This window comes from Lysinibacillus agricola, from assembly GCF_016638705.1.
Taxonomy (GTDB): Bacteria; Bacillota; Bacilli; order Bacillales_A; family Planococcaceae; genus Lysinibacillus; species Lysinibacillus agricola.
Genome location: NZ_CP067341.1, coordinates 1182622 through 1207352 on the forward strand (window position 1 = coordinate 1182622; position 24731 = coordinate 1207352).

At 38.9% G+C, this 24731-nt stretch carries 27 protein-coding genes and 1 other annotated feature; of the genes, 24 read left to right on the forward strand and 3 right to left on the reverse strand.

Annotated elements, in window-relative coordinates:
• The first annotated feature begins 6 nt into the window (after positions 1-6).
• From FJQ98_RS05560 to sigG, 8 genes are all read left to right on the forward strand, one after another.
• Positions 7-726 carry a DUF881 domain-containing protein gene (locus FJQ98_RS05560; protein ID WP_053594638.1) on the forward strand — a complete coding sequence of 240 codons (720 nt, stop codon included), beginning with the start codon at positions 7-9 and terminating at the stop codon, positions 724-726.
• 4 nt (positions 727-730) lie between these two features.
• Positions 731-1102: a small basic family protein gene (locus FJQ98_RS05565; protein WP_053594637.1), complete on the forward strand. Its 372-nt coding sequence runs from the start codon at positions 731-733 to the stop codon at positions 1100-1102.
• 96 nt (positions 1103-1198) lie between these two features.
• Positions 1199-2482: a cell division protein FtsA gene (ftsA, locus tag FJQ98_RS05570; RefSeq protein ID WP_053594636.1), complete on the forward strand. Its 1284-nt coding sequence runs from the start codon at positions 1199-1201 to the stop codon at positions 2480-2482.
• 53 nt (positions 2483-2535) lie between these two features.
• On the forward strand, positions 2536-3702 hold the full coding sequence (ftsZ, locus tag FJQ98_RS05575; protein ID WP_053594635.1) for a cell division protein FtsZ: 1167 nt from the start codon (positions 2536-2538) through the stop codon (positions 3700-3702).
• Positions 3703-3913: 211 nt separating this feature from the next.
• Positions 3914-4153 carry a hypothetical protein gene (locus FJQ98_RS05580; protein WP_201406644.1) on the forward strand — a complete coding sequence of 80 codons (240 nt, stop codon included), beginning with the start codon at positions 3914-3916 and terminating at the stop codon, positions 4151-4153.
• Positions 4154-4325: 172 nt separating this feature from the next.
• Positions 4326-5159, forward strand: coding sequence for a sigma-E processing peptidase SpoIIGA (locus tag FJQ98_RS05585; RefSeq protein WP_201406645.1), 834 nt, complete (start codon positions 4326-4328; stop codon positions 5157-5159).
• A 13-nt stretch (positions 5160-5172) separates the two neighbouring features.
• Entirely contained in the window at positions 5173-5880 is a 708-nt protein-coding gene (sigE, locus tag FJQ98_RS05590; protein ID WP_053594633.1) for an RNA polymerase sporulation sigma factor SigE, read from the forward strand.
• A 114-nt stretch (positions 5881-5994) separates the two neighbouring features.
• Positions 5995-6768 carry an RNA polymerase sporulation sigma factor SigG gene (sigG, locus tag FJQ98_RS05595; RefSeq protein WP_053594632.1) on the forward strand — a complete coding sequence of 258 codons (774 nt, stop codon included), beginning with the start codon at positions 5995-5997 and terminating at the stop codon, positions 6766-6768.
• A gap of 38 nt (positions 6769-6806) precedes the next feature.
• On the opposite strand, the gene FJQ98_RS05600 is transcribed toward sigG, so the two are convergent.
• The gene (locus tag FJQ98_RS05600) at positions 6807-7064 is read right to left on the reverse strand and encodes a hypothetical protein (protein WP_143114767.1); all 258 of its coding nucleotides are present in this window, start codon (positions 7062-7064) and stop codon (positions 6807-6809) included.
• Positions 7065-7576: 512 nt separating this feature from the next.
• On the opposite strand from FJQ98_RS05600, the gene FJQ98_RS05605 reads away from it, so the two are divergent.
• From FJQ98_RS05605 to FJQ98_RS05630, 6 genes are all read left to right on the forward strand, one after another.
• Positions 7577-7813, forward strand: a complete 237-nt coding sequence (locus FJQ98_RS05605) for a YlmC/YmxH family sporulation protein (RefSeq protein ID WP_201406646.1) — start codon at positions 7577-7579, stop codon at positions 7811-7813.
• A gap of 152 nt (positions 7814-7965) precedes the next feature.
• Positions 7966-8670: a YggS family pyridoxal phosphate-dependent enzyme gene (locus FJQ98_RS05610; protein ID WP_343069250.1), complete on the forward strand. Its 705-nt coding sequence runs from the start codon at positions 7966-7968 to the stop codon at positions 8668-8670.
• On the forward strand, positions 8654-9151 hold the full coding sequence (locus FJQ98_RS05615; RefSeq protein ID WP_053594629.1) for a cell division protein SepF: 498 nt from the start codon (positions 8654-8656) through the stop codon (positions 9149-9151). Before FJQ98_RS05610 ends, FJQ98_RS05615 begins: the two co-directional genes overlap by 17 nt.
• A gap of 20 nt (positions 9152-9171) precedes the next feature.
• Positions 9172-9450: a YggT family protein gene (locus FJQ98_RS05620; protein WP_053594628.1), complete on the forward strand. Its 279-nt coding sequence runs from the start codon at positions 9172-9174 to the stop codon at positions 9448-9450.
• Positions 9451-9946: 496 nt separating this feature from the next.
• Positions 9947-10735, forward strand: coding sequence for a YlmH family RNA-binding protein (locus FJQ98_RS05625; protein ID WP_053594627.1), 789 nt, complete (start codon positions 9947-9949; stop codon positions 10733-10735).
• A gap of 95 nt (positions 10736-10830) precedes the next feature.
• Positions 10831-11355, forward strand: a complete 525-nt coding sequence (locus FJQ98_RS05630) for a DivIVA domain-containing protein (protein ID WP_053594626.1) — start codon at positions 10831-10833, stop codon at positions 11353-11355.
• 115 nt (positions 11356-11470) lie between these two features.
• Positions 11471-11690: a binding site (T-box leader), on the forward strand.
• A 226-nt stretch (positions 11691-11916) separates the two neighbouring features.
• Here the strand turns inward: FJQ98_RS05630 and FJQ98_RS05635 are convergent.
• Entirely contained in the window at positions 11917-12126 is a 210-nt protein-coding gene (locus FJQ98_RS05635) for a hypothetical protein (RefSeq protein WP_143114764.1), read from the reverse strand.
• A 139-nt stretch (positions 12127-12265) separates the two neighbouring features.
• Here FJQ98_RS05635 and ileS point away from each other — a divergent pair, with 139 nt between their 5' ends.
• On the forward strand, positions 12266-15034 hold the full coding sequence (ileS, locus tag FJQ98_RS05640) for an isoleucine--tRNA ligase (RefSeq protein WP_053594625.1): 2769 nt from the start codon (positions 12266-12268) through the stop codon (positions 15032-15034).
• A 355-nt stretch (positions 15035-15389) separates the two neighbouring features.
• Here ileS and FJQ98_RS05645 read toward each other — a convergent pair whose 3' ends face one another.
• Entirely contained in the window at positions 15390-16568 is a 1179-nt protein-coding gene (locus FJQ98_RS05645; protein WP_241774557.1) for an AraC family transcriptional regulator, read from the reverse strand.
• Between the two features lie 234 nt (positions 16569-16802).
• Between FJQ98_RS05645 and FJQ98_RS05650 the strand changes: the two genes are divergently transcribed.
• The 9 genes from FJQ98_RS05650 to FJQ98_RS05690 all read left to right on the forward strand — a co-directional run bounded on the left by FJQ98_RS05650 (position 16803) and on the right by FJQ98_RS05690 (position 24731).
• Positions 16803-17138, forward strand: a complete 336-nt coding sequence (locus FJQ98_RS05650; RefSeq protein WP_053594623.1) for a DUF485 domain-containing protein — start codon at positions 16803-16805, stop codon at positions 17136-17138.
• A 25-nt stretch (positions 17139-17163) separates the two neighbouring features.
• Entirely contained in the window at positions 17164-18732 is a 1569-nt protein-coding gene (locus FJQ98_RS05655) for a sodium/solute symporter (RefSeq protein ID WP_053594622.1), read from the forward strand.
• A 426-nt stretch (positions 18733-19158) separates the two neighbouring features.
• Positions 19159-19431: a hypothetical protein gene (locus FJQ98_RS05660; protein WP_201406648.1), complete on the forward strand. Its 273-nt coding sequence runs from the start codon at positions 19159-19161 to the stop codon at positions 19429-19431.
• Complete coding sequence (locus tag FJQ98_RS05665; protein ID WP_053594621.1) at positions 19428-20063, forward strand: hypothetical protein; 636 nt, start codon at positions 19428-19430, stop codon at positions 20061-20063. Before FJQ98_RS05660 ends, FJQ98_RS05665 begins: the two co-directional genes overlap by 4 nt.
• A gap of 62 nt (positions 20064-20125) precedes the next feature.
• Positions 20126-20605: a signal peptidase II gene (gene lspA / locus FJQ98_RS05670; RefSeq protein ID WP_053594620.1), complete on the forward strand. Its 480-nt coding sequence runs from the start codon at positions 20126-20128 to the stop codon at positions 20603-20605.
• Positions 20602-21513, forward strand: coding sequence for an RluA family pseudouridine synthase (locus FJQ98_RS05675; RefSeq protein WP_053594619.1), 912 nt, complete (start codon positions 20602-20604; stop codon positions 21511-21513). The genes lspA and FJQ98_RS05675 overlap by 4 nt, the downstream gene beginning before the upstream one ends.
• 240 nt (positions 21514-21753) lie before the next feature.
• Positions 21754-22296, forward strand: a complete 543-nt coding sequence (gene pyrR, locus FJQ98_RS05680; protein ID WP_053594618.1) for a bifunctional pyr operon transcriptional regulator/uracil phosphoribosyltransferase PyrR — start codon at positions 21754-21756, stop codon at positions 22294-22296.
• Positions 22297-22316: 20 nt separating this feature from the next.
• Positions 22317-23648, forward strand: a complete 1332-nt coding sequence (locus FJQ98_RS05685; protein ID WP_053594617.1) for a solute carrier family 23 protein — start codon at positions 22317-22319, stop codon at positions 23646-23648.
• Positions 23649-23852: 204 nt separating this feature from the next.
• Positions 23853-24731 carry an aspartate carbamoyltransferase catalytic subunit gene (locus tag FJQ98_RS05690; protein ID WP_201406719.1) on the forward strand — a complete coding sequence of 293 codons (879 nt, stop codon included), beginning with the start codon at positions 23853-23855 and terminating at the stop codon, positions 24729-24731.

Sequence of the window (24731 nt, forward strand, 5' to 3'; positions counted from 1 at the left end):
GCTATTTTGAAAAAAAATATGTACACCCGAATAACGATCGTGCTATTTATTATCGGTTTGATGATAGCGGTACAATACAATACCATAAAGCAACCAGCTGAGCGAGATACACGAGATATTTGGGCCATAAGAGAGGAATTAGCAGAAGAGAAGCAAAGGCATTCCACATTATTAGCAGAAATTCGCTCACTTAATGAAGTAGTGGGTCGCTATGAGCAATCTGAGAAAGCAAATTTACAGGCAGCATTATATGAAACGTTGAATCGTTTAAAGCTACAGGCTGGGCTAACGGAAGTCACAGGGCCAGGAGTTGTACTTCGTGTTGAACCAGCGCCAGAATTAGTAGAAATGGGGTATGAAATTAAAGAAATTTCACCCGATTTACTAACTCAATTACTGAATGCTCTGTTTAAAAACAATGCAGCGAGTGTCTCCATAGATGGAAATCGGGTTGTCCATACGACAGCCATTCGAGACATAAATGGAAAGACTACAGTGAACAGTGTACCACTGTCCTCACCACCCTTTGAAATTTATATTGGGACAAGCTCTTTTAAAGAAGCTCAAAAAATGTACAATTCGTTACAGGCCTCTACATTTATCGATTCCTTTTATTTAGATAACTTTAATTTAATAATAGAGGAGCCAACTGAGCAGTTAACAATCCCAGCATTTGATCAGCCATTGACAAATGATTATTTAACAGAGGTGGAAAAAGGAGAATAATTTTATGTGGTTACCATTTTTAGGTTTGATGTTTGGACTTGCCCTTGGCTTGTTAACAAATATACAAATACCCTCTATATATGAAAATTATCTGTCAATAGCTGTTTTAGCAGCCTTAGATACATTATTTGGCGGTATTCGTGCTCAATTACAGCAAGTATATGACGATAAAGTATTTGTATCAGGGTTCTTTTTTAATATAATTCTTGCAGCAGGATTAGCCTTTTTAGGTGTGTATTTAGGAATAGATTTGTATTTAGCTGCTGTTTTTGCTTTTGGAGTACGTTTATTCCAAAATATAGCAATAATTAGGCGTATTTTACTAACTCGATTAGATGAGAAACGTCTCAAGAGGAAGAAAAATTCCTTAGAATGAGAGAAAAATTGAGCAAAATACTCGATTTGCTTAGACATTATGCGGAATTTACAATAGAATGAGAATAAGAGCATTTTTTCAAGGAGGTGCAGCTAATTGAATCAGCAAGATTTATATATTTCTCTTGATATAGGATCATCCTCTATCAAGGTATTAATAGGTGAAATGAGCGACGGTCAATTACATGTAATTGGAGTCGGAAATGTAAAATCGAATGGAGTTCGAAAAGGTGCAATTGTTGATATTGATGCAACAGTTCAATCGATTCGAAAAGCAATAGAACAAGCCGAACGAATGACAGGATATCAAATTAATGAAGTCGTTTTGGGTGTTCCGGCTAACCAGACGATGTTACAGCTAGTTAAAGGTGTTGTCGCTGTAAATAGTGAAAATAGGGAAATTACAGATGACGATTTAGATAGAGTGGTAGAATCTGCACAAGTCATGTCAATACCTCCTGAACGCGAATTAGTTAACATCATTCCAAGACAATTTATTGTAGATAACTTAGATGAGATTAAAGATCCAAGAGGTATGATTGGTATCCGTTTAGAAATGGATGCCACAATGATTACAACCTCGAAGACACTTCTACACAATGTTCTACGTTGTGTAGAACGTGCAGGTCTAAGTATTCGTGAAATATATTTGCAACCATTAGCGGCAGGCTTTTTTGCATTGACGGAGGATGAAAAAAACCAAGGTACTGCGTTCGTTGATTTAGGAGGCGGTTCAACTACTATCACAGTATTCGAAGAGGGACTGTTGACTCATACAGGTGTCATTCCAGTTGGTGGTGATCATATCACGAAAGATATTTCGATCGTCTTAAAAACACCAACAGAACAAGCGGAACAAATTAAACACCAATTTGGACATGCCTTTTATGATGACGCATCAGATGATGAACTCTTTGAAGTACCGGTTGTAGGGACCGATTCAACAGATCAATACAGCCAGCGCTTTATAGCAGAAATTATTGGTGCTCGCTTAGAAGAATTATTTGAGTTAGTCATTGACGAGCTAGCGCGTCTAGGAGTTCGAGATTTACCAGGTGGTGTTGTTTTAACGGGTGGCGTTGCAAAGCTTGAGGGTATAGCTCAACTGGCACGCCAGATTTTGCAAACGCGTGTTAGAATATATACACCCGATTATATTGGCGTTAGAGAGCCTTCATTTACAACGGCGGTTGGACTTATTCGTTACGCCTATTTAGAAGATGATTTTTATGGAAAAAGTACAAATGCGCAACCTCTTGAATATTCAGTTGTAGGATCTCCAGCAGCCACACCTAAAAAGCAAGAATATGCTGCACCTTCAGAATCAAAAGGGAGCGTAATCGGGAGAGCAAAAAAATTATTTGATAAATTTTTTGATTAACTTGAATGCGTAATGAATGATACAGAGTCGAGTTACCGTGGGAGGAAAAAGAAATGTTAGAATTTGATACAAGTGTTGATCAACTTGCAGTAATAAAAGTCATTGGTGTCGGTGGCGGCGGTAACAACGCTGTCAATCGAATGATAGAACATGGTGTACAAGGTGTTGACTTTATCGCAGTAAACACAGATGCACAGGCACTAAATTTATCGAAAGCAGAAATAAAGCTACAAATTGGTACAAAACTAACACGTGGGTTAGGTGCAGGTGCAAATCCTGAAGTAGGGAAAAAAGCTGCAGAAGAGAGCCGTGAACAGTTAGAAGAGGTTCTAAGTGGTGCAGACATGGTATTCGTTACAGCTGGAATGGGCGGAGGAACTGGTACTGGAGCCGCGCCAGTAATTGCACAAATTGCTCGAGATTTAGGAGCTCTTACAGTTGGTGTTGTAACGCGTCCATTTACGTTTGAAGGTCGCAAACGACAAACACAAGCCATCGGTGGTATTGGTGGCATGAAAGAGTCTGTAGATACTTTAATCGTCATTCCGAACGACAAGCTATTACAAATTGTCGATAAATCTACGCCAATGCTAGAGGCATTCCGTGAGGCAGATAATGTTTTACGTCAAGGTGTACAAGGTATTTCAGATTTAATTGCAACGCCAGGTCTTATTAACTTAGACTTTGCAGACGTAAAAACAATTATGTCTAACAAAGGTTCAGCGTTAATGGGTATTGGTATTGCTACAGGTGAAAACCGTGCTGCTGAAGCAGCTAAGAAAGCTATTTCAAGTCCTTTACTTGAATCATCAATTGATGGCGCAAAAGGTGTCCTTATGAATATTACAGGTGGCTCGAATCTTAGCTTATTTGAAGTACAAGAAGCCGCAGATATCGTAGCTTCAGCATCAGATGAAGAAGTAAATATGATTTTCGGTTCTGTTATTAACGAAAATCTAAAAGATGAAATTATTGTGACAGTAATTGCGACTGGTTTCTCAGAGGAAGCTCTACAGCAACAGCGTAATACTACACGACCGACGTTAAGTACAAATAGTACAAATAGACAAGCTGCACAGCAACAGCAAGCTCCGATTCGTGAGCAACGTCAAGATATGCATGTACAGCAAGAGCAACCACGTCAAAATCAACAAAATTATGCACAGGATGACATGCTTGAAGTACCAGCATTTTTACGTAACCGTAAAAATCGCGGATAAATCAGTATACAACCTTCTAAAAAGCTCGTATTTTACATTATGTGAAATACGAGCTTTTTATGTTGTTAAAAATCTATTATGTTATGAATGTTGTTGCTGCTGTCGCTACGCTTTCGCACTGAAAATATTTGTTTTCTTTAAATTAGAGAGTGACATCCCCAGAAGATACATTCTATGAAGTGGTTGATTGTAATGGAGACTGGGCGACTCCTTGGGGATCAGCGTCACAGATGAGACCCTGCAGCGAGCACATAGAGGAACGAAGGCTAAAAGCATCACGTCCTGTGATAACGCCTTCGTGACCAACATCGTGTTGGCCCAAGCGGCTCATCGGACGCCCCCAGGAAGCTTTGCTCTGTGCGAAAGCGAAGCGTCAGCGGCAAAGCGCCCAGTCGGAACGGAAATCAACCCCTCGCCTTGCAGAAAAGCCATATACTTATATTTAATATGACAGCATAATTTCATTGATATTCCCCTGACTATTTTCAGTGACATAAAATTAATTATGTTCAATTGTGTAAGGAAAGGATGTATTTTGTCAAAACATTTTAAGGAAATGATGCGATTGTTTGACAATATTTGTGGGTGTAACATGCTAACTTTGTAAGTAGGAGGCGGCTGTTATGTATGGAGAATGGCTGGTGCTCATTAATACACTTTTTAATCTAGCGATACTCAAGTTTACGGCAAAGGTAACAGGGGTTTTTGTAAAGAACACGAGATTATTAATGAGTTCTATTTGTAGTAGTTTTGTAGCTGTAATAGGTGGACAAATGCTGTTGACGACGCTGCTAAGCTTTATCTTACTAATCGGACTAGCTTTTCGCTTCAAGATTCGAAGCTTTCAAAAGCAAGGACCAATCGTTTTAACGGCAACAATCATTATTGGTGGATTATTAACAGCATTACAACCGTATTTAAAGAATCTTTCTGTCATCCATTTTATAATCATTTGCCTACTATTAGCTGTTGGTAACCTTCTTGCTTTTTATAAGCAATGGGGATTTGTAAAGCTTGAGCGGTTAAGTGGTCAGTTTGTGTTTGATACAGCGTTAAAAATTTTTGATGTAAAGATACCACTCTCTGCATTTGTAGATACCGGGAATCAAGCTATCGAGCCATTATCAGGAAAACCTGTTCACTTTGTCTCTTATGCGGCATTACGCCCGCATTTACCTGCAGCATTTTGCAAATCATTATTAGAATGGCAAGAAACTGATCCGTATAATGTATCCATGTTTTCAGAAGATTATCAGCGTTACATTCGATTTATTCATGTTAATACAGTGCAACAGCAGTCGGTTGTACTAGGTTTCCGCTTTGATGAGTGGCATATAAAGGGGGAGCACTCACAAGTGAAAATGAATGAATATATCGTTTTTAACAAAAAGGCTAAAAATTTTCCGCATAGCACAGCAGCAATTTTACATTTTTCAGCGCTTTCAAATAACTCATAGAGGGGGAGAACTATTGCTTCTTAGGCTACTTGCTAGCTTGAAAAAATTATGGAGTAAGTTTCGGAGTCGTGAAACGTACTATATAGGGGGAAATGATTCATTGCCAGTGCCACTAAGTCGAGAAGAAGAAGTTACAGTCATTGCATCCTTTATGAATGGTGATTTACGAGCTAGAGATACACTAATTGAACGTAATTTACGTCTTGTCGTTTATATTGCTAGACGTTTTGATAATACGGGAACGCCGATTGAGGATTTAATAAGTATTGGCTCTATCGGTTTAATTAAGGCGATTGAAACGTTCAATACGGATAAAAATATTAAGCTTGCAACATACGCTTCACGTTGTATTGAAAATGAAATTTTGATGCATTTACGTAAAACAAGTCGCATGAAGGGTGAAGTTTCATTAGATGAACCATTAAACTCCGATGCTGATGGAAACGAATTGTTATTGTCTGATATTTTAGGAACGGAAGAGCATATTATTTTAGACAATGTAGAGAAGAAAATTGAGCGTCAACATATGTTTCATGCCATTAATTTACTAGGTGCGCGTGAAAGATATATTATGGAATGTCGTTTCGGTCTCAATGGAAAAATTGAAATGACTCAAAAAGAAGTTGCTGATCATTTAGGTATTTCGCAATCATATATTTCTCGATTAGAGAAGAAAATTATTCAAGATTTACGCGAAAACTTAAATCAGCCAATATCTTAGAGAGGGAAATTTAACCTACCTAAAATTGGTCGTATCCTTAGTGCATATTCTCGTTTCTCTCGGACAAACTGATGTAACGGTTTAGTCAGAGAATAACATCCGGAGGAATCGAATATGCGAACTAAAGTTGATCTTTGCGGCTTAGATACATCGACTTTGCCAATTTTAAAGCACGAGGAAATGAAGGAACTATTCATCCGCTTACAAGCTGGAGAAACTGAGATTAGGGAAGAGCTTGTCATGTGCAATTTAAGGTTAGTACTCAGTATTGTCGGTAGATTTGCCTATAGGGGTGAACAGGCAGATGATTTATTTCAGGTAGGCTGTATTGGCCTCATGAAAGCCATTGATCATTTTGATTTGAAGCATAATGTGCGATTTTCAACATATGCTGTACCAATGATCATTGGTGAAATTCGTCGCCATCTGCGTGATCATCATGCTTTACGTGTTTCTCGTTCTCTAAGAGATATTGCGTATAAGGCGATGCAGGCAAAAGAGCAATGGATAACCGATAATTTACGCGAACCAACGATTGAAGAAATTGCTGAAATGATTGACATGAAAAAGGAAGATGTATTATTTGCTTTAGATGCCATTCAAGACCCAGTTTCATTACAAGAGCCCATTTATTCAGACGGTGGGGACGCTGTTTATATGATGGACCAATTACGTGATGATGATGTATCAGAAGAACAATGGGTTGCCTACGTGTCGGTAAAGGAAAGTTTGCAAAAGTTAGATGAACGTCAACAAATGATTGTTGCAAAGCGTTTTTATTACGGTGAGACACAAACTGAAATTGCAAAAGAATTGGGAATATCTCAAGCGCAAATTTCACGTCTGGAAAAAAATGCAATTGAAACAATGCAGAAAGATTATAAGTAAAAGACAATGCGCATCCGAGTTCTCGGTGCGCATTTTAATTATGTCGATGAAATTAAAACGTCATATAAGATTAAGATGGCTCTTCGGCAAAATGAGGGGGTGATTTCCGTTCCGACTGGGCGCTTTGCCGCTGACGCTTCGCTTTCGCACAGAGCAAAGCTTCCTGGGGGCGTCCGATGAGCCGCTTGGGCCAACACGATGTTGGTCACGAAGGCGTTATCACAAGACGTGATGCTTTTAGCCTTCGTTCCTCTATGTGCTCGCTCCAGGGTCTCATCTTTGACGCTAATCCCCAAGGAGTCGCCCAGTCTCAACTCCAATCAACCAATTCATATAGCATGTATCCTCTTCCAATTGCTATAATTTAAGTGATAAAACGTAATTTTAGCAAAAGGGTTTTGTCTATGCGACAGCAACAAATGTTTTCTGTGCGAAGGCGAAGTGTTAACTTAAGGTATGTTATTATAGCGTCCACTATTGAAATTCTACGCTATCGCTGATTGGAGTGGAAGGCTACTCGACTCCCGTGGGAAAGCGAGACAGGCGAGACCCTGCACGGAGCGAATGTTTTCCGTGCGAAAGCGTAGTGCTAACGCAGCGACAGCAACGTAGCGAAGGAAGCGGCTCGACGCTCGCCCACAGGAAAGCGAGTAGCCTGGAACGGAAATCACCTCCTCGTTTTGCCAAAGAAAGATTCCTTGATCATTTCATTTTCATTTAACCAACAATAAACACATAAATATAAAGGGAAAACATAGTTTGTTGGAAATAAAACGATGTTGAGAGTAATTGATCTAGGAGGGATAAAATGCGTTTCTCGATGTTACAGCAAAAAGAAGTTATTGAAGCAGGCAATGGACGCTTTTTAGGATTTGTGGTAGATGCAGAGGTATCAAAAGAAACAGGCTATGTAACGGCTTTTATGATTGCGGAGCCCCGAAAATATCTGGGCCTTTTTTTCGGGGAAGAATCTGTTAGGAAAGTGTATATGAAAGATGTACTTGTAGTTGGAAAGGATGTCATTTTAGTAAAAGCATTATCCTAAAGAGCAAAAATTTTTATGCGTATTAAAAATCTAAGCAATTTTAAAGCGTTGGTAGGGTAAATGTACTTTCACATAGGTCAGGCTATTCATTGATAATTCGAGTATTGCTTGTTACAATAAGAGAAACTATTGTTGTAAAGTTGGGAAAAACAGTGACAAAAATCTTAGCAAATTTGAATGAAATTAATGATCTAATACAAGCCACAAAAAAACGTGCAAATCGTGAAGCAGAGAAAGTCCAAATTATTGCAGTAACAAAAGAAGTTTCAGTAGAAAGAACACAAGAAGCAATTGATGCAGGACTTATTCATTTAGGAGAGAACCGTCCTGAAGGCTTAAATCGTAAAATTGAGGCTATTCAAGCTAACGTACATTGGCATTATATTGGGTCTTTACAAACACGTAAGGTAAAACAAGTTATTAACAGCATTGATTATTTACATTCATTAGATCGTCTGAGTTTAGCAGAAGAAATTGAAAAAAGAGCAGACAAACCTATAAAATGCTTTGTACAAGTTAATGTATCAGGCGAAGAATCAAAACATGGTTTATCAATTGAGGAAGTACTGCCTTTTATTGAATCATTAAAAAATTTTATAAAAGTTCAAGTTGTAGGTCTAATGACAATGGCACCAAATACAGATGAGGATACAATTATTCGCTCTGTTTTTAAGCAATTAAAACAATGTCAACAGCAAATAGCCGAGCAAGGATTCGCACATGCACCTTGTACCGAGTTATCAATGGGCATGTCTAATGACTTTGAAATTGCGGTAGAGGAAGGGGCTACATTTGTTCGAGTTGGAACGGCTCTTGTTGGAAATGAAAGAGGGAACAGGGATGAGCATGAAAAATAAAATTAAAAATTTCTTTTATCTTGAGGAAGAAATAGAAGAAGAAATCGCGCAAGCTCCTATTCAACAGCAGCAACCCGTACAACAGCAGCAGCAGATTCAATCAGTGAAGCCTAAAAAAGTTATGAAGGAGCGGAAGGCACCGGTTCAAGAAATTTTTCCGCAGAGTACAACACCTACAAACAACATTGTAAGTTTGCAGGCAGCTATGAATTCTAAAGGTGCAAAAGTTGTATTAGTTGAACCTAGAGTTTATGCAGAAGCACAGGATATTGCTGAACATCTTAAAAATAAGCGTGCAACCATCGTCAATTTACAACGTATTGAGCGAGAGCAAGGTGTACGGATTATTGATTTTTTAAGCGGCACGGTTTATGCACTTGGCGGTGATATTCAAAGAATCGGTAAAGATATTTTCCTATGCACACCTGATAATGTAGAAGTGTCTGGCGAAATTTCGAATTTTATTTTAGACGATAATTAATAGCGAGGATTGTAGTTTATATGATTTTATATTCAATTTATTACTATGTGTCATTAGCATTTAATATATACTCATTTATGCTAGTCGGATATGTACTGATGTCATGGGTACCTGCTGTACAAAGTACAAAGGTTGGTCGGATACTTGAAAAAGCTTGTGAGCCATATTTAGGTATCTTCAGGAAATTCATTCCACCCATTGGGATGATTGACATTTCACCAATTGTGGCAATTTTTATGCTTAATTTTATTAAAAATGGACTTGTTATTGTTATTCAAAAAATATACTTTATGTTTTAATAAAGAAATCCTCACTATTGGTGGGGTTTTTTTATTTATGGGAATACTACATAACAATTTAGTGGTGCTTCCCTAGAATTCGTAAGTGTGAGTAGTGCTATGTATATAAGTTAATTGGAGTGGTGGCTGGGCGACTCCTTGGGGAATCAGCGTTAGAGGAACGAAGGCTAAGAGCATCACATCCTGTGATAACGCCTTCGTGACCAACATCGGCTGCTACTGTCGCTGCGCTTTCGCACAAACAAAACCCTCTGCTGCCGCTACGTTAGCACTACGCTTTCGCGCAAAAGACATCTGTTGGCCCGAGACCCTGGAGCGAAGCGGCTCATCGAACGGCTTCAGGAAGCTCTGCACGAAAGCGAAGCGGCAGCAACAAAGCGCCTAGTCGGAACGTAAATCAACCCCCAAGTTTATGGTTAGGAGCCTATTTTTTATAAATCCTTAAAATACCAATGAAATTGAACTAGTAAAAGAGAGATAATAGAGGTGGAGTTACATGGAGCATTTAATTCAGCATTTTAGGAAAGATGAACAGTCTTTTATTGAACAGGTTGTGAGCTGGCAGCGTGAGGTGGAGGATCGATATGCTCCAAAGCTTACTGATTTTCTAGATCCTCGACAACGCTTTATTGTTGCATCCATTATTGGACAGTATGACACATTAAAAACAGCTAGTGCTGGGCTCTTTGATGAAGCTGAAAGACAACGTATGCTTATTTATCCTACTTATTATGAGCCAGTGGAAGAAGATTTTCAGCTTACAGTTTTTACAATTCAATATCCTGTGAAATATGTACAATTACGACATCCAGATGTTCTTGGAGCATTATTATCATTAGGACTGAATCGTGGCAAATTTGGTGATATTCGTGTAAATGAACATCTAGTACAGTTTGTAGTAGCGAATGAGGTAGCAGATTATGTACGTTTACATTTAACAGGTATTGGCAAAGTAAAAGTACAAGTAGAATCAATTAAAGAGACGGAGCCTCTGCTACAAAACGAGGAAGAGTGGCTAGAAGAGTCTCATACTGTTTCTTCCATGCGTTTAGATGTTATTATCTCAACAGTTTTAAAAATCTCGCGTCAAAAGGCACAAGCATTAATTACAGGTAAAAAGGTACGTGTCAACTGGACTGAGCGGGATACAGTTGCTTTTGAATTACAAGAAGGAGATATTTTATCTGTACGCGGAAGCGGTCGAGTAAAAATCATTATGACTGAAGGCCGTACAAAAAAAGATAAAATTCGTTTACAAGTCGGTCATTTGACTCAAAAAAGCTAAAAATCAAGTAAATTTCATTAATTTTTACTGCTAAGTTGTCGGAACAATTGTATAATAGAAAGTACGAATGTACATGTAAAGGAGAGAAGGATCGTATGCCATTATCACCTATTGATATACATAATAAGGAGTTTACCAAATCCTTCAGGGGTTATGCTGAAGATGAAGTAAATGAATTTTTAGATCAAATTATTAAAGACTATGAGATTTTGCTACGTGAAAAAAAAGAAGTAGACAGACAACTAGAAATGTCCTTAGAACAAGCGAGACATTTTAACACTTTAGAGGAAACGTTACAAAAATCAATTGTTGTTGCACAAGAGGCAGCTGATGAAGTACGAAGAAATTCTCAAAAAGAGGCTAAACTCATTGTAAAGGAAGCAGAAAAAAATGCTGATCGTATTATCAATGAGGCTTTAACGAAGGCTCGTAAGGTAACAATTGAAATTGATGAGCTGAAAAAACAATCAAAGGTATTCCGTAATCGTTTTAAAATGCTTGTAGAGGCACAGCTTGATTTACTAAATGCAGATGATTGGGATCATTTGCTACAATATGATATTGATCTTACAGAAATTCAAACATCTGTTGAAGAAGCACAGGAAGCCGATCAAATTTAAATGCTACCTTATATTGCTATTATTGCGTAGACCTTTGAACGCAATAAGTGAAACTTGACGTGATTGTTTGATTTTCATATACTATTGTAATAGTAATTATTTTGAACAGATATGCATACAGGCAGAGACGAAGACAGTATTTGTTAGGCGTAGTTAAGCGATTTGGGGATAGTGTGAGCCCAAACAAGCAACTAACATTGAACATCACTTCGGAGCTAAATAACTGAATGTAGTAAGTTATTTCGTAATGCACGACGTTAATGTGCTTTAAGTGGTAGTACAATTTTGTACTACAATTAGGGTGGTACCGCGAGTATAAGCTTCTCGTCCCTTTGAGGGATTGAGGGCTTTTTTTATGTTCAAATGGCGGTTGGCTTCCATTTCTTATTAGTGTTCCATTGTTAAAATGAATTGATTTTGCCAATAACTAGAAGTTAGAGGTGGCATTTCTCAAAACGAATGCTATGTATATAAGTTGATTGGAGTGGAGGCTGGGCAACTCCTTAGGGATCAGCGTCACAAATGAGACCCTGGAGAATAGAGAAACGAAGGCTAAGAGCATCACGTCCTGTGATAACGCCTTCGTGACCAACATCCTGCCGCTGACGCTTTGCTTTCGCGCAAAAAACATCCTGCCGCTGACGCTTCGCTTTCGCGCAAAAAACATCCTGCCGCTGACGCTTCGCTTTCGCGCAAAAAACATCCTGTTGCTGTCGCTACGTTAGCACTAAGCTTTCGCACAGAAAACATTTGTTGGCCCAAGCGGCTCATCGGACGCCCCTAGGAAAGCGCCCAGTCGGAACGGAAATCAACCCTACGTTATGGTGAAAAGCCTAATAACTGTCGTATGTGAATGAGCACTTAAGTGTATTTGTTCTTTGTTTGTAAATTTAAAGGAGGAATTGAAAAAATGGTTGAGTACAAAGATACTTTATTAATGCCAAAAACAGATTTCCCAATGCGTGGAAACTTACCGGCAAATGAACCGAAAATGCAAGAAAAATGGGATGGAATGGACATAAATAAATTACAGATGGAGCGCACAGCAGGACGCCCAGAATATGTGTTACACGATGGTCCTCCATATGCAAATGGTGATATCCATATCGGTCATGCTTTAAATAAAGTACTGAAAGATATGATTACGCGCCATCGCTCTATGAATGGTTATCATGTGAACTATATTCCAGGCTGGGATACACATGGTTTACCAATTGAACAAGCACTGACAAACAAAGGTGTAAAGCGCAAAGAAATGTCTGTAGCTGACTTCCGTAAATTATGTGAAGAGTATGCGTACGAGCAAATTGACAACCAACGTACACAATTCCGCCGTTTAGGTGTTCGTGGTGATTGGGAAAATCCATATATTACATTAAAGCCTGAATTTGAAGCACGTCAAATCGAAGTATTCGGAAAGATGGCTGAAAAAGGCTATATTTATAAAGGTTTAAAACCAGTTTACTGGTCTCCATCATCTGAATCTGCACTGGCAGAAGCAGAGATTGAATATCAAGACGTTAAATCGGCTTCTATTTATGTAAGCTTTGCGATTAAAGATTCAAAAAGCGTTGTACCAACTGATGCTAAATTTATCATTTGGACAACAACACCTTGGACAATTCCAGCGAACTTAGGGATTTCTGTAAACCCTGAATTTATCTATGTGGTTGTGGCAATTGCAGATAAAAAATTCATCGTTGCAAAAGAATTATTAGAAACAGTTGCTAACGAACTTGAGTGGGAAGCGTATGAAGTTGTTCAGGAAGTAAAAGGTGAGGCATTAGATCGAGTTGTTGCACAGCACCCATTTTATGACCGTGAATCACTTGTAATGGTTGGAGAGCACGTAACTGCAGAAGCGGGTACTGGCTGTGTTCATACAGCACCAGGACACGGGGAAGAGGACTATCATATTAGTAAGCAATATGGTCTACCAATTCTTAGCCCTGTTGATAATAGTGGCTGCTATACAGATGAAGCACCTGGTTTTGAAGGTGTATTCTACAATGATGCAAACAAATTGATCACAGAAAAATTAAAAGAAGTCGGCGCATTAGAAAAACTTAACTTCTTTACACACTCTTACCCACATGATTGGCGTACGAAGAAACCAGTTATTTATCGTGCAACACCGCAATGGTTTGCGTCTGTTGATGCATTCCGTGATGAGTTACTAGGGGCTGTAAAATCAACAGCATTTACACCTGCTTGGGGTGAAACACGCCTTTATAATATGATTCGTGACCGTGGGGACTGGGTAATTTCACGCCAGCGCGCATGGGGTGTGCCAATTCCAATTTTCTATGCTGAAAATGGTGAGCCAATTATTACACCAGAAACAATTGCCCATATCTCTGCATTATTCCGTGAACATGGGTCAAATATTTGGTTCCAAAAAACTGCAAAAGAATTATTACCAGAAGGCTTCACACATCCAGGTAGCCCGAACGGTGAATTTACAAAAGAAAATGATATTATGGACGTTTGGTTTGACTCAGGTTCTTCTCACCAAGGTGTGCTAGTAGAACGTGGTATGAAATATCCAGCTGATCTATATTTAGAGGGCTCTGACCAACACCGTGGATGGTTTAACTCATCATTAATTACTTCTGTAGCTATTAATGGCTATGCACCATACAAAGGACTATTAACACATGGTTTCGTTCTAGATGGTGAAGGTCGTAAGATGAGTAAATCTTTAGGGAATGTCATTATCCCGAAAAAGGTTATGGATCAATACGGAGCAGATATTCTTCGTTTATGGGTTGCTTCTGTAGATTATACAGCCGACGTTCGTATCTCAATGGATATGTTGAAGCAAGTTTCTGAGGTTTATCGAAAAATTCGTAACACATTCCGTTTCTTACACGGAAATGTAGCAGATTTCGATGCAACGAAAGATCGAGTAGCCTATGCAGACCTACGTGAAATGGATCAATACGTTTATATGCGCCTACAGGATGTTTTAAAAACTGTACGTGCTGCATATGATCGCTATGATTTTGCAGCTGTTTATCATGCAGTGAACAACTTTGTTGCCGTAGAATTATCTTCATTCTATTTAGATATTGCAAAAGATGTTGTGTACATCGAAGGTCATGACAACAAAGACCGCCGTGCGATGCAAACGGTTATTTATGACACATTAATGACATTAGTAAAAGTAATGTCACCTATTATCCCTCATACAACTGATGAAATGTGGTCTTACTTACATGCTCAAGGTGTTGTAGAAGAGGTATCTGTACAATTAACAGACTTCCCAGAGGTTGATGAACATGAAAACTTTGAAAACCTACGTGCAAAATGGGTGAAAATTATTGATGTTCGTGATGATATTTTAAAAGCATTAGAAGAAGCTCGTAATGCAAAAACAATCGGTAAATCGCTTGAAGCGAAAGTGACAGTTTATGCGAAAGAAGATGTGGCAGCATTATTAAATGATGCAAACATTAATTTTGCACAGCTTTCAATCGTTTCTGCCTTTGAGGTGGCATCAATAGAAGCTGCACCTGCAGATGCATTAGCTCTTGAACATGCATCGATTGTTGTAGAAAAGGCAACAGGTGAAAAATGTGAACGTTGCTGGTCAATTTCTGAAACAGTTGGTTCAAATGAAGCTCATTCAACAGTGTGCGCGCGTTGTGCAGACGTTGTAGAAAAATATTACGCTTAAAAATAAAACAAATAGTAATGCAAATTAAACGCAAGTCTCCTTGATGATGGGGGGGCTTGCGTTCTTTAGTTCCAAAGTGACGGATAGAACTTATTCTAGCAAGTTGAAAAACCTTCCTTATAGAGTTATGTATAAAAAATAAGTTTATTGCATTCTCGCCCTACGCCGGGGTGCGGATCGTGTCCTTTGGAGGAATTTTTGAATACTTAAAACGTCAATATCACATTTCAAATACAACGTGATATTCGAACAATAGCAAGTATTTTAAAGACATGATGATAGGAGCAAGGCATACGGGTGATATATCAACTTCTCGCCGTTTACTATACATGTTGATGGGCGTGAATGCACTTTTTTATTTAAATAATATTTCTTTTGTATTGCGGTAGTCCGTTGGAGATATGCCAACATATTTTTTAAACGTAAGGCTGAAATAATTAGGTGTGTTAAAACCACAGATGGAGGAGATTTTTTCAATGGTGTAATCGTATTTTCGCAAATACGGCAGTGACTTGATGATACGTGTAAAGGCAACATAATCAACAAAATTCCGACCAGTCTCTTTTTTAAACAATCTACTAAAATGAGTAGGACTAAAGTTAATATACTTGGCAACATCACTGATTGTAATTTGTTCATCATAATGTTCCTCTATATATTGGATACCCTTTTGGAGTTGTTCTTGCTTTGTTAAATCTTCATAAAACCGTATATGAATATTATGAACAGGTGGTTTTCTCCGCGCCTTTCGCGCTTGGCTATAGGATTCCTTGACTTGCATGGCGTCCTGAAAAACACCGCCAATTCCCATAAAAAGATGGATGCAATAATCTTTTTTTAACACTTCAATAACCTCAAGTAAACAAGCTAGCCCCTCAGACCAATGTTTAAATGATGTGTATTCATTAGGAATGCGCATAAGCAACAGTAAATAACGTTCAAAATTTAAAAAGGACAACGGTGCTTTGTTAGCAAAGTTCTGACGAAACACATTTGTTATAACACTGCTCGCATCATGAGGGACAGGTCGATCTTCATTCACATCTATATAGCCCTGAATTAAAAACACGATATTTGGAATACAGTGTTTCGATAAAAAAGAGGCAGACTGGATGATTTCCTGCTCATTTTCAACTTCTCCTCGAATAAGTCGTTTTAAAAAGGCTTCTCGGAAAGGTGAAGTATGATCTTGCGAAATTTGCTGTGATAGCTCAAGCATTGTAAGAGTACTCTCCTGCTTTTCTTTATAGGACGTATAAAGCTTTTTAACAATTCGTAGAAATTTTGCTTTCTGTAATGGTTTTATGAGAAGTGCGGGCAAATTTAGTTCAATCGCTATACCAGTTGAGTAGGTAAGGTGTTCTGCAACAATAGGGACAATTATACTATTAGGATAATTTCTTTTTAACCGATTTATCTTTACCCAGTCAAATAAGCGGTTGATTTCATAGACAATGATGGCGACATCTTCTGTTTTGGGTTCTTCACAGTTCGAAAATGTATTAGGTAGAAATTCTTCTAGCCAGTAGCCCATTTGTTGTTTTGTATTTGAATTTTCAATGTACCAAACAATATTTAAAATGCTAACAGCTCCCTTCTATTGAAATAAAAAACAATAAAAACATTTTAACTTAAAATAGCATTTTTTTGTACTAATACAGCAATATTTTGTAACTATATTATAGGTTAAATAGAATAGAATAATTGTAGTGAATAATAATTTGAAATTTCAGATAATTATTTACCATACAGAAAGGGGAGTTTAAATATGGCAGAAGTAGGGAGTCATGATTATGAATACGTGGAAGCAGGAACCATAAATGTGAGGGATCTTCCGCCACTGGATGCAACTACTAACAAAATTATGAAAGATGAGTTTACTACAGGTTTTGGCTTAACGGTATTTTATTTCATTTTAATTTTTAGCATTCCAGTTATGAACTGGTTCGCTCCAGAATTTGCTTTTAAGAAAATTTGGGGCGGTATGACAATTACATGGTTTGTGACAACAGTCGTTATGATGGCAATGGCTTTTATTATTGCTTATGTGCATACAGCATTGTACGAAAAACGCCTAAAGAAATACGAAATACTTAATAAGTAGTTTTAGCTAAGGGGGGATATGTTGAATGATGAAAGCTCTATTAGAACCGAAGATGTTAATGACTATTGCTTTAATGGGAACAATTGTATACATTACGTATTTAACGAAAAGAAATGCAACGGCATCCGATTTCTTTGTTGGGGGACGAAGTTTTGGATGGTTTACAAATGGTTCGGCAATTGGAGGAGACTATTTAAGTGCGGCTACTTTTCTTGGGATAGCTGGTTTAACTTTTCAATTAGGGTATGATGGTGCTTATTATGCATTTTGCTTCTCCATTGGATTAACACTGTTAGCTATTTTCGTAGCTGGTCCATTAAGACGCTTCGGCGCATTTACTGTTGCTGATTTTTTAGCCTATCGTTTTCATAGTAGACGAGCTCGGTTAGTAGCAGTAGCTGTAGTTTTGGCGATTTCTGGTTTTTATGCAGCGCCACAATTATTAGGGGCAGCACAAATTTTAAGTATGTTTTTTGGCACCTCTTATGAATTCGGGATCATCTTTACATGTATTGTAATGATTTTCTATGTAGGAATAGGCGGTATGAAAGGAACAACAATTAACCAAGCTTTAGAGCTTTGGATTCGCCTCGGTGCGTTTATTGTTATGTTGATTGCAGCAATGTATAGTGGTTTACATTACGATAAAATTTTAGCAGCTATTAATTCATTCAGCGGTCCTATTACAGGAACCTCACCATACGCTTTAGATGGAAGTGATATTAATTTTGATGGTGCTGCATGGACTGGGACAGGCTTTTATTTCCCAACATTTTGGCAAACTATCAGTATGACAATAGGTTTAGCATTAGGTACAATTGGTCTGCCACATATATTACTAAGATTTTATACGAATCCAAGTGCGAAGGCAGCTCGTAAATCAGCCCTTATGGCGATTGGAATTGCAAGTGCGTTTTTCTTATTAGCTGTATATTTGGGTGCCGTAGGTCGATCTATTTTTATCTCAGGTACAGCAAGTGAGGAAGTAATGCGTGATTTAGTGCTTGGCGGGAACAATATGGTTATTCCAACAACTGCACTTGCATTAGGAGGTAAATGGCTGCTTGGGCTGGTCATAGCAGGGGCATTTGCGGCGATATTCTCAAATTTATCAGGATTATTTATTACAAGCTCAGGTGCATTAGCCCATGATTTATATGCAAGCATTATGAAAAAGGATATTACAGAAAAACAACGAGTGATTGCAGGGAAAGTAGCAATTGTTATATTAGGTATTTTATATGGAGTATTAGGCTTACTTGTTAAGGATGCATCCATTGGACATTTAGTCGCTCTAGCCTTTACTGTTGCGGCGAGTACATTTACACCAATATTCATTTTAGGTATTTGGTGGAGAGGAATGACAGAGAAAGGAGCAATTGCAGGTTTACTAATTGGACTTGGCGTATCCATGTGGATGATTTTCCTACCAGGAACACTACCAAGTTTCTTACAATTTAAAATTCCTGGCATTGTGACAGTACCAGTTGGCTTCTTATCGGTTGTTATTGTGTCATTATTAGATCGAAAAGTACCAGCTGATGTCAATGATTTCATGAAGCGTGTGCATTCAAAAGAATCTGAAACAGCCTAAAAACGCAGCCTCGAATAAAAATTAAAAGCTATTGCCATTACTTATAAAGTGATGGCAATAGCTTTTTTTGTAGGAACGAAGTGATGGTAGAAACCAGAGTGACGGAAAGAAGGACGAAAGCGACGGATAGAAATCAGAGCGACGGAAAGAAAGCCGAGAGTGACGGAAAGAAGGGCCAAAGCGACGGAAAGAAAGCCGAGAGCGACGGAAAGAAGAGCCGAAGCGACGGATAGAAATCAGAGCGACGGAAAGAAGAGTCAAAGCGCCGGAAAGAAAGCCGAGAGCGACGGAAAGAAGAGCCGAAGCGACGGATAGAAATCAGAGCGACGGAAAGAAGAGCCAAAGCGACGGAAAAAAAGCCGAGAGTGACGGAAAGAAGAGTCAAAGCGACGGATAGAAATCAGAGCGACGGAAAGAAGAGTCGAAGTGACGGAAAGAAAGGCGAGAGCGACGGAAGGAAGAGCCGAAGCGACGGATGGAAACCAGAGCGACGGAAAGAAGAGTCAAAGCGCCGGAAAGAAAGCTGAGAGTAACGGAAAGAAGAGTCAAAGCGCCGGAAAGAAAGCTGAGAGTAACGGAAAGAAGAGTCAAAGCGCCGGAAAGAAAGCTGAGAGTAACGGAAAGAAGAGTCAAAGCGACGGAAAAAAAGCCGAGAGCGACGGATGGAAACCAGAGCGACGGAAAGAAGAGTCAAAGTGACGGAAAGAAAGGCGAGAGCGACGGAAGGAAGAGCCGAAGCGACGGAAAGAAGAGTCAAAGCGCCGGAAAGAAAGCTGAGAGTAACGGAAAGAAGAGTCAAAGCGACGGAAAGAAAGGCGAGAGCGACGGAAGGAAGAACCGAAGCGACGGATAGAAATCAGAGCGACGGAAGGAAGAGGCGAAGCGACGAAAAGAAAGGCGAGAGCGACGGAAGGAAGAGCCAAAGCGACGGATGGAAACCAGAGCGATGGAAAGAAGAGTCAAAGCGACGGAAAGAAAGCCGAGAGCGACGGAAAGAAGAGCCAAAGCGACAGATAGAAATCAGAGCGACGGAAAGAAGAGTCAAAGCGACGGAAAGAAGAGTCGAAGCGACGGATAGAAATCAGAGCGACGGAAAGAAGAGCCAAAGCGACGGAAAAAAAGCCGAGAGCGACGGAAAGAAGAGCCAAAGCGACGGAAAAAAAGCCGAGAGCGACGGAAAGAAGAGTCAAAGCGACGGAAAAAAAGCCGAGAGCGACGGAAAAAAAGCCAAAGCGCCGGACAGCTCAACAAACACCCACAGGAAAGCACCCAGTCGGAGCAAAAATCTACCCCACACAAAGGTGATGATCCATATTTTCATGCTATATTAGTTATTCTGAGATGGGCTGTTATGGTAGAATAGGTTAGATGTTGAGCGAACGGAGGAATGTCTGTGTATAAATATTATGGATTGGCTGCATTCGTGGTCCTTTTAGATCAATGGACAAAGTGGCTAATTGTGAAAAATATGGAGTTAAAGGAACGAATTTCAGTATGGGATCCATGGTTTGGGATATTGTCTCATCGAAATAGAGGAGCAGCATGGGGAATGTTAGAAGGACAAATGTGGTTATTTAGCATTGTCACGATAGGCGTAATTTGTGCCATCCTATATTTTTATCATAAAGAGGCTAAGGGTAAACCTATTTTCCAAGTAGGCTTAATGTTTTTATTAGGCGGAGCGATAGGTAATTTTATTGACCGTTTATTTAGAGGTGAAGTGGTCGATTTTGTAAATGTCTTAATTCCGGTAATAAATTATGATTTCCCGATCTTCAATATTGCTGATGCAGCATTAACAATTGCAGTAGTCATATTAATGATTGGTTTAATCGTCGAAGATAAAAAAGAAAAGAAACAGGTGAAACAATGACGCAAGTATCATATACAATAGAAGAACAACAAAAGGGAGAGCGCATTGATAAGGCACTTTCGAGTGTGCAATCAGAATGGTCGCGTACACAAATTGGTAATTGGATTACTGAAGGTGTTGTCAAAGTAAATGGAGAGACTGTAAAGGCGAAGTATAAAGTAAGAGTGGGGGATATTGTAGAAATTGATGTTCCTGAAGCAGAGCCTTTAGATGTCATTGCTGAAAACTTGGACCTTGATATTGTTTATGAGGATGCAGATGTCCTTGTTGTGAATAAACCAAAAGGCATGGTCGTACACCCAGCACCTGGACATATGACAGGTACGCTAGTAAACGGCTTAATGTATCATTGTCAAGATTTATCAGGCATTAATGGCGTTATGCGTCCGGGAATTGTGCATCGTATTGATAAGGATACATCAGGATTATTGATGGTTGCTAAAAATGATGCAGCTCATGAATCGTTAGTGAATCAGTTAGTCAATAAAACAGTGACACGAAAATATACTGCGCTAGTACACGGGCATATTGCACATGATAAAGGCACAATTGATGCACCGATTGGACGCGACCAAAAAGATCGTCAAAAACAAGCAGTTGTCGATAAAGGTAAACATGCAGTAACTCACTTCCAAGTTATCGAACGCTTTGGCGACTATACACTATTGGAATGTCGTTTAGAAACAGGACGAACTCATCAAATTCGCGTGCATATGAATTATATTGGATACCCACTTGTTGGCGATCCAAAATATGGACCAAAAAAGACAATAGATTTTGGTGGACAAGTATTACATGCTGGAATTTTAGGATTCGATCACCCTACATCTGGCGAATATATGGAGTTCGAAGCACCAATTCCTGTTGATTATGAACAATTATTAAATGATTTACGAAATATGCATTGACGTATAGTAAAAGAAGGTCTATACTAACGAAAGTGAATGAACAACTTAACTAAATATTCACCTTTAATGGCAGTCCAGAGAGGCTGAGAAGGTACATGTGAATGTGTTGTAAAAAATTTGTGCTGCAAATTTTTCAACATACTATTTAAACACGTATATAACCCTCTCAGGCTATTCGCCTCGAGAGGTTTTTTTATGGACACATGGCCAACAATAGATAGAAGAGAGGAGGAAACTTACATGGCACAAAATGAGTTATTAGATGGCCAATCTATGACAAGAGCGTTAACACGCATTGCACATGAAATTATTGAACGCAATAAAGGAATCGATGAATGTATTCTAGTTGGCATTAAAACACGAGGTGCATTTCTCGCAAAACGCCTAGCAGAACGAATTGAAAAAATTGAAGGCAAACCAATCCGTACAGGGGAGCTAGACATCACCCTCTATCGAGATGATTTAACAACAAAGCATGATAATGAACAGGCACATGTTGAGCAAGTAGATATTGATGATGCGGTCGTCAATCAAAAAATTATTTTAGTCGATGATGTACTATACACAGGACGGACAGTACGCGCAGCACTTGATGCAATAATGGATTTAGGGCGACCTGGACAAATTCAACTTGCAGTCCTTATCGACAGAGGCCATAGAGAGCTTCCAATAAGAGCTGATTATGTTGGTAAAAATGTACCGACATCAGGAGCAGAGCGAATTGTCGTAAATTTACAAGAGGTAGACGGAGAAGATTGCGTCATTATCTATAAAGAAGACTAACTATAAAGTGAGGAAACACCATGTCAAATGCTGTATTAGATATTAACGATAAACCGACCCCAGTCCAACTACTGACATTAAGTTTCCAACACATGTTTGCTATGTTTGGGTCAACGATCTTAGTTCCTCAGCTGGTAGGGCTTAGTCCAGCAATTGCCCTTTTAACGAGTGGGATTGCTACACTTGTTTTCTTATTAGTGACACAGTTTAAAGTGCCGGCCTATCTAGGTTCATCATTTGCTTTCATCTCACCAATTTTAATCGCAGCGAATGGATTGGATGCAAATAAAGCTAGTGTGAATCCCGGGAATGCTATGATTGGGGCACTAGCGGTCGGTCTAGTTTACGGAATTGTGTCTTTAATCATTTGGAAGACGGGCTATAAGTGGTTAATGCGTTTGCTACCACCAATTGTTGTCGCACCCGTTATTATCGTAATTGGTTTAGGATTGTCAGGTACAGCAGTAAATATGGCAATGAATATAAATGTAGAACAGCTCAATGAGGCAACTGGAGTTGTTGAAACAGTATCTCAATACAGTGGATTACACTTTTCAGCAGCTTTAGTCACGTTATTAGCAGCGATTATTTTCACGGTATACTTTAAAAATATTTTAAGTGCTATGCCTATTCTGATGGGTCTAATTGTTGGGTATATCTATTCAGTATTTATCGGAATTGTTGATTTCACTCCAGTAAAAGAAGCATCATTTTTCGCTTTACCGGATTTTTTGATTCCAGGTGTGGACTATGAATTCAATATTACAGCTAAAATTTTACTTGCAATGGTACCAATCGTCATCGTAACGATTTCAGAACATATTGGTCACCAATTAGTTTTGGGGAAAGTAGTAAATCGAAATTATGTAAAAGATCCAGGCCTTCATCGCTCCATTTTAGGGGATGGTTTAGGGACGTTACTGAGTGCTTTGATTGGCGGGCCGCCTAAAACAACATACGGTGAAAATATAGGTGTGTTAGCAATCACACGTGTCTATTCCGTGTATGTTATCATGGGAGCAGCAGTCATTGCGATTGTCGTATCATTCTTTGGGAAAGCAATGGCATTCATTTCAACAATACCGACCGCAGTTCTTGGTGGTATTTCAATCTTATTATTTGGTATTATCGCGTCTAGTGGTTTACGTATGCTAGTTGAAAATAACGTAGACTTTGGAAATAATCGAAACATGGTTATTGCATCTGTAATCTTAGTAGTAGGGATAGGCGGTGCTGCGCTTCGATTCTCTAATTCATTTGCCATTGAAGGTATGGCATTAGCAGCAATTATAGGTGTCATTTTAAACTTAGTATTACCAGGAAGAGATAAAGAAGTTGCAGAATATGATTAATTAAATAAGTAGTACCTTTTAATGAATTGTCCAGAGAGGCAAAAAAAGGGAAGTTGTGGACAGGCTAAAAGTAGGAGTGTAACCTACTATAGTTTGTCACGCCTCCTTATGCCTCGTTGATGACATCAGCGGGGCTTTTACTTTAAATAAAGAACGAACGTTTTACATAGACGTTCATGACACACAACTTAATGGAGGTACATGATGAAGAACTTATTATCGATGGAACATTTAACAACTGAAGAGATTAATAACATCCTAAATCGTGCGCAAGCTTTTGAAAATGGTGAAGCATCATCGTTATCTCGAGCCTACAACGTAGCAAACTTATTTTTTGAGCCGAGTACACGTACGAAAACGAGCTTTGAAATGGCAGAGCGTAAAATCGGCTGTACCGTTATCCCGTTTGATGCTGGCTTTTCGAGCGTGACAAAAGGTGAAACGATGTACGATACGGTAAAGACATTAGAAATGATTGGCATGGATGCGGTAGTTATCCGAGCAAAAGAAGATGAGTATTACAATGAACTACTTGAAGGTATCGATGTGGCAATCATTAACGCAGGTGACGGTGCTGGCCAGCATCCATCACAATCATTACTGGATCTTTATACAATAAAAAAAGAGTTTGGTTCTTTTGAAGGGTTGAATGTGACAATCGCTGGCGATATATCCCATAGCCGTGTAGCGAAATCGAATGCATTAGCATTACAGCGCTTGGGGGCAAATGTGCATTTCCTTTGTCCAGAAGAGTGGGCAGGCGGTTTCGAAGCGCATCATTCTTGGGATGATTTAATCGAAATAAGTGATGTCATCATGTTACTTCGTGTGCAGCATGAGCGTCATAAGGTTAATAAAAGCTTCTCAAAAGAGAGCTATCATGAAGAGTACGGTTTAACAATTGAACGTGAGAAACAAATGAAGGAAAAGGCAATTATTATGCATCCTGCACCGGTCAATCGCGATGTAGAGATTGCTTCTGAGCTAGTAGAGTGTGAGCGTTCTCGAATTTTCGAGCAGGTTCGAAATGGTGTATATACACGGATGGCTATAGTCGAAACAATTTTTAAAGGGAGAGAATAA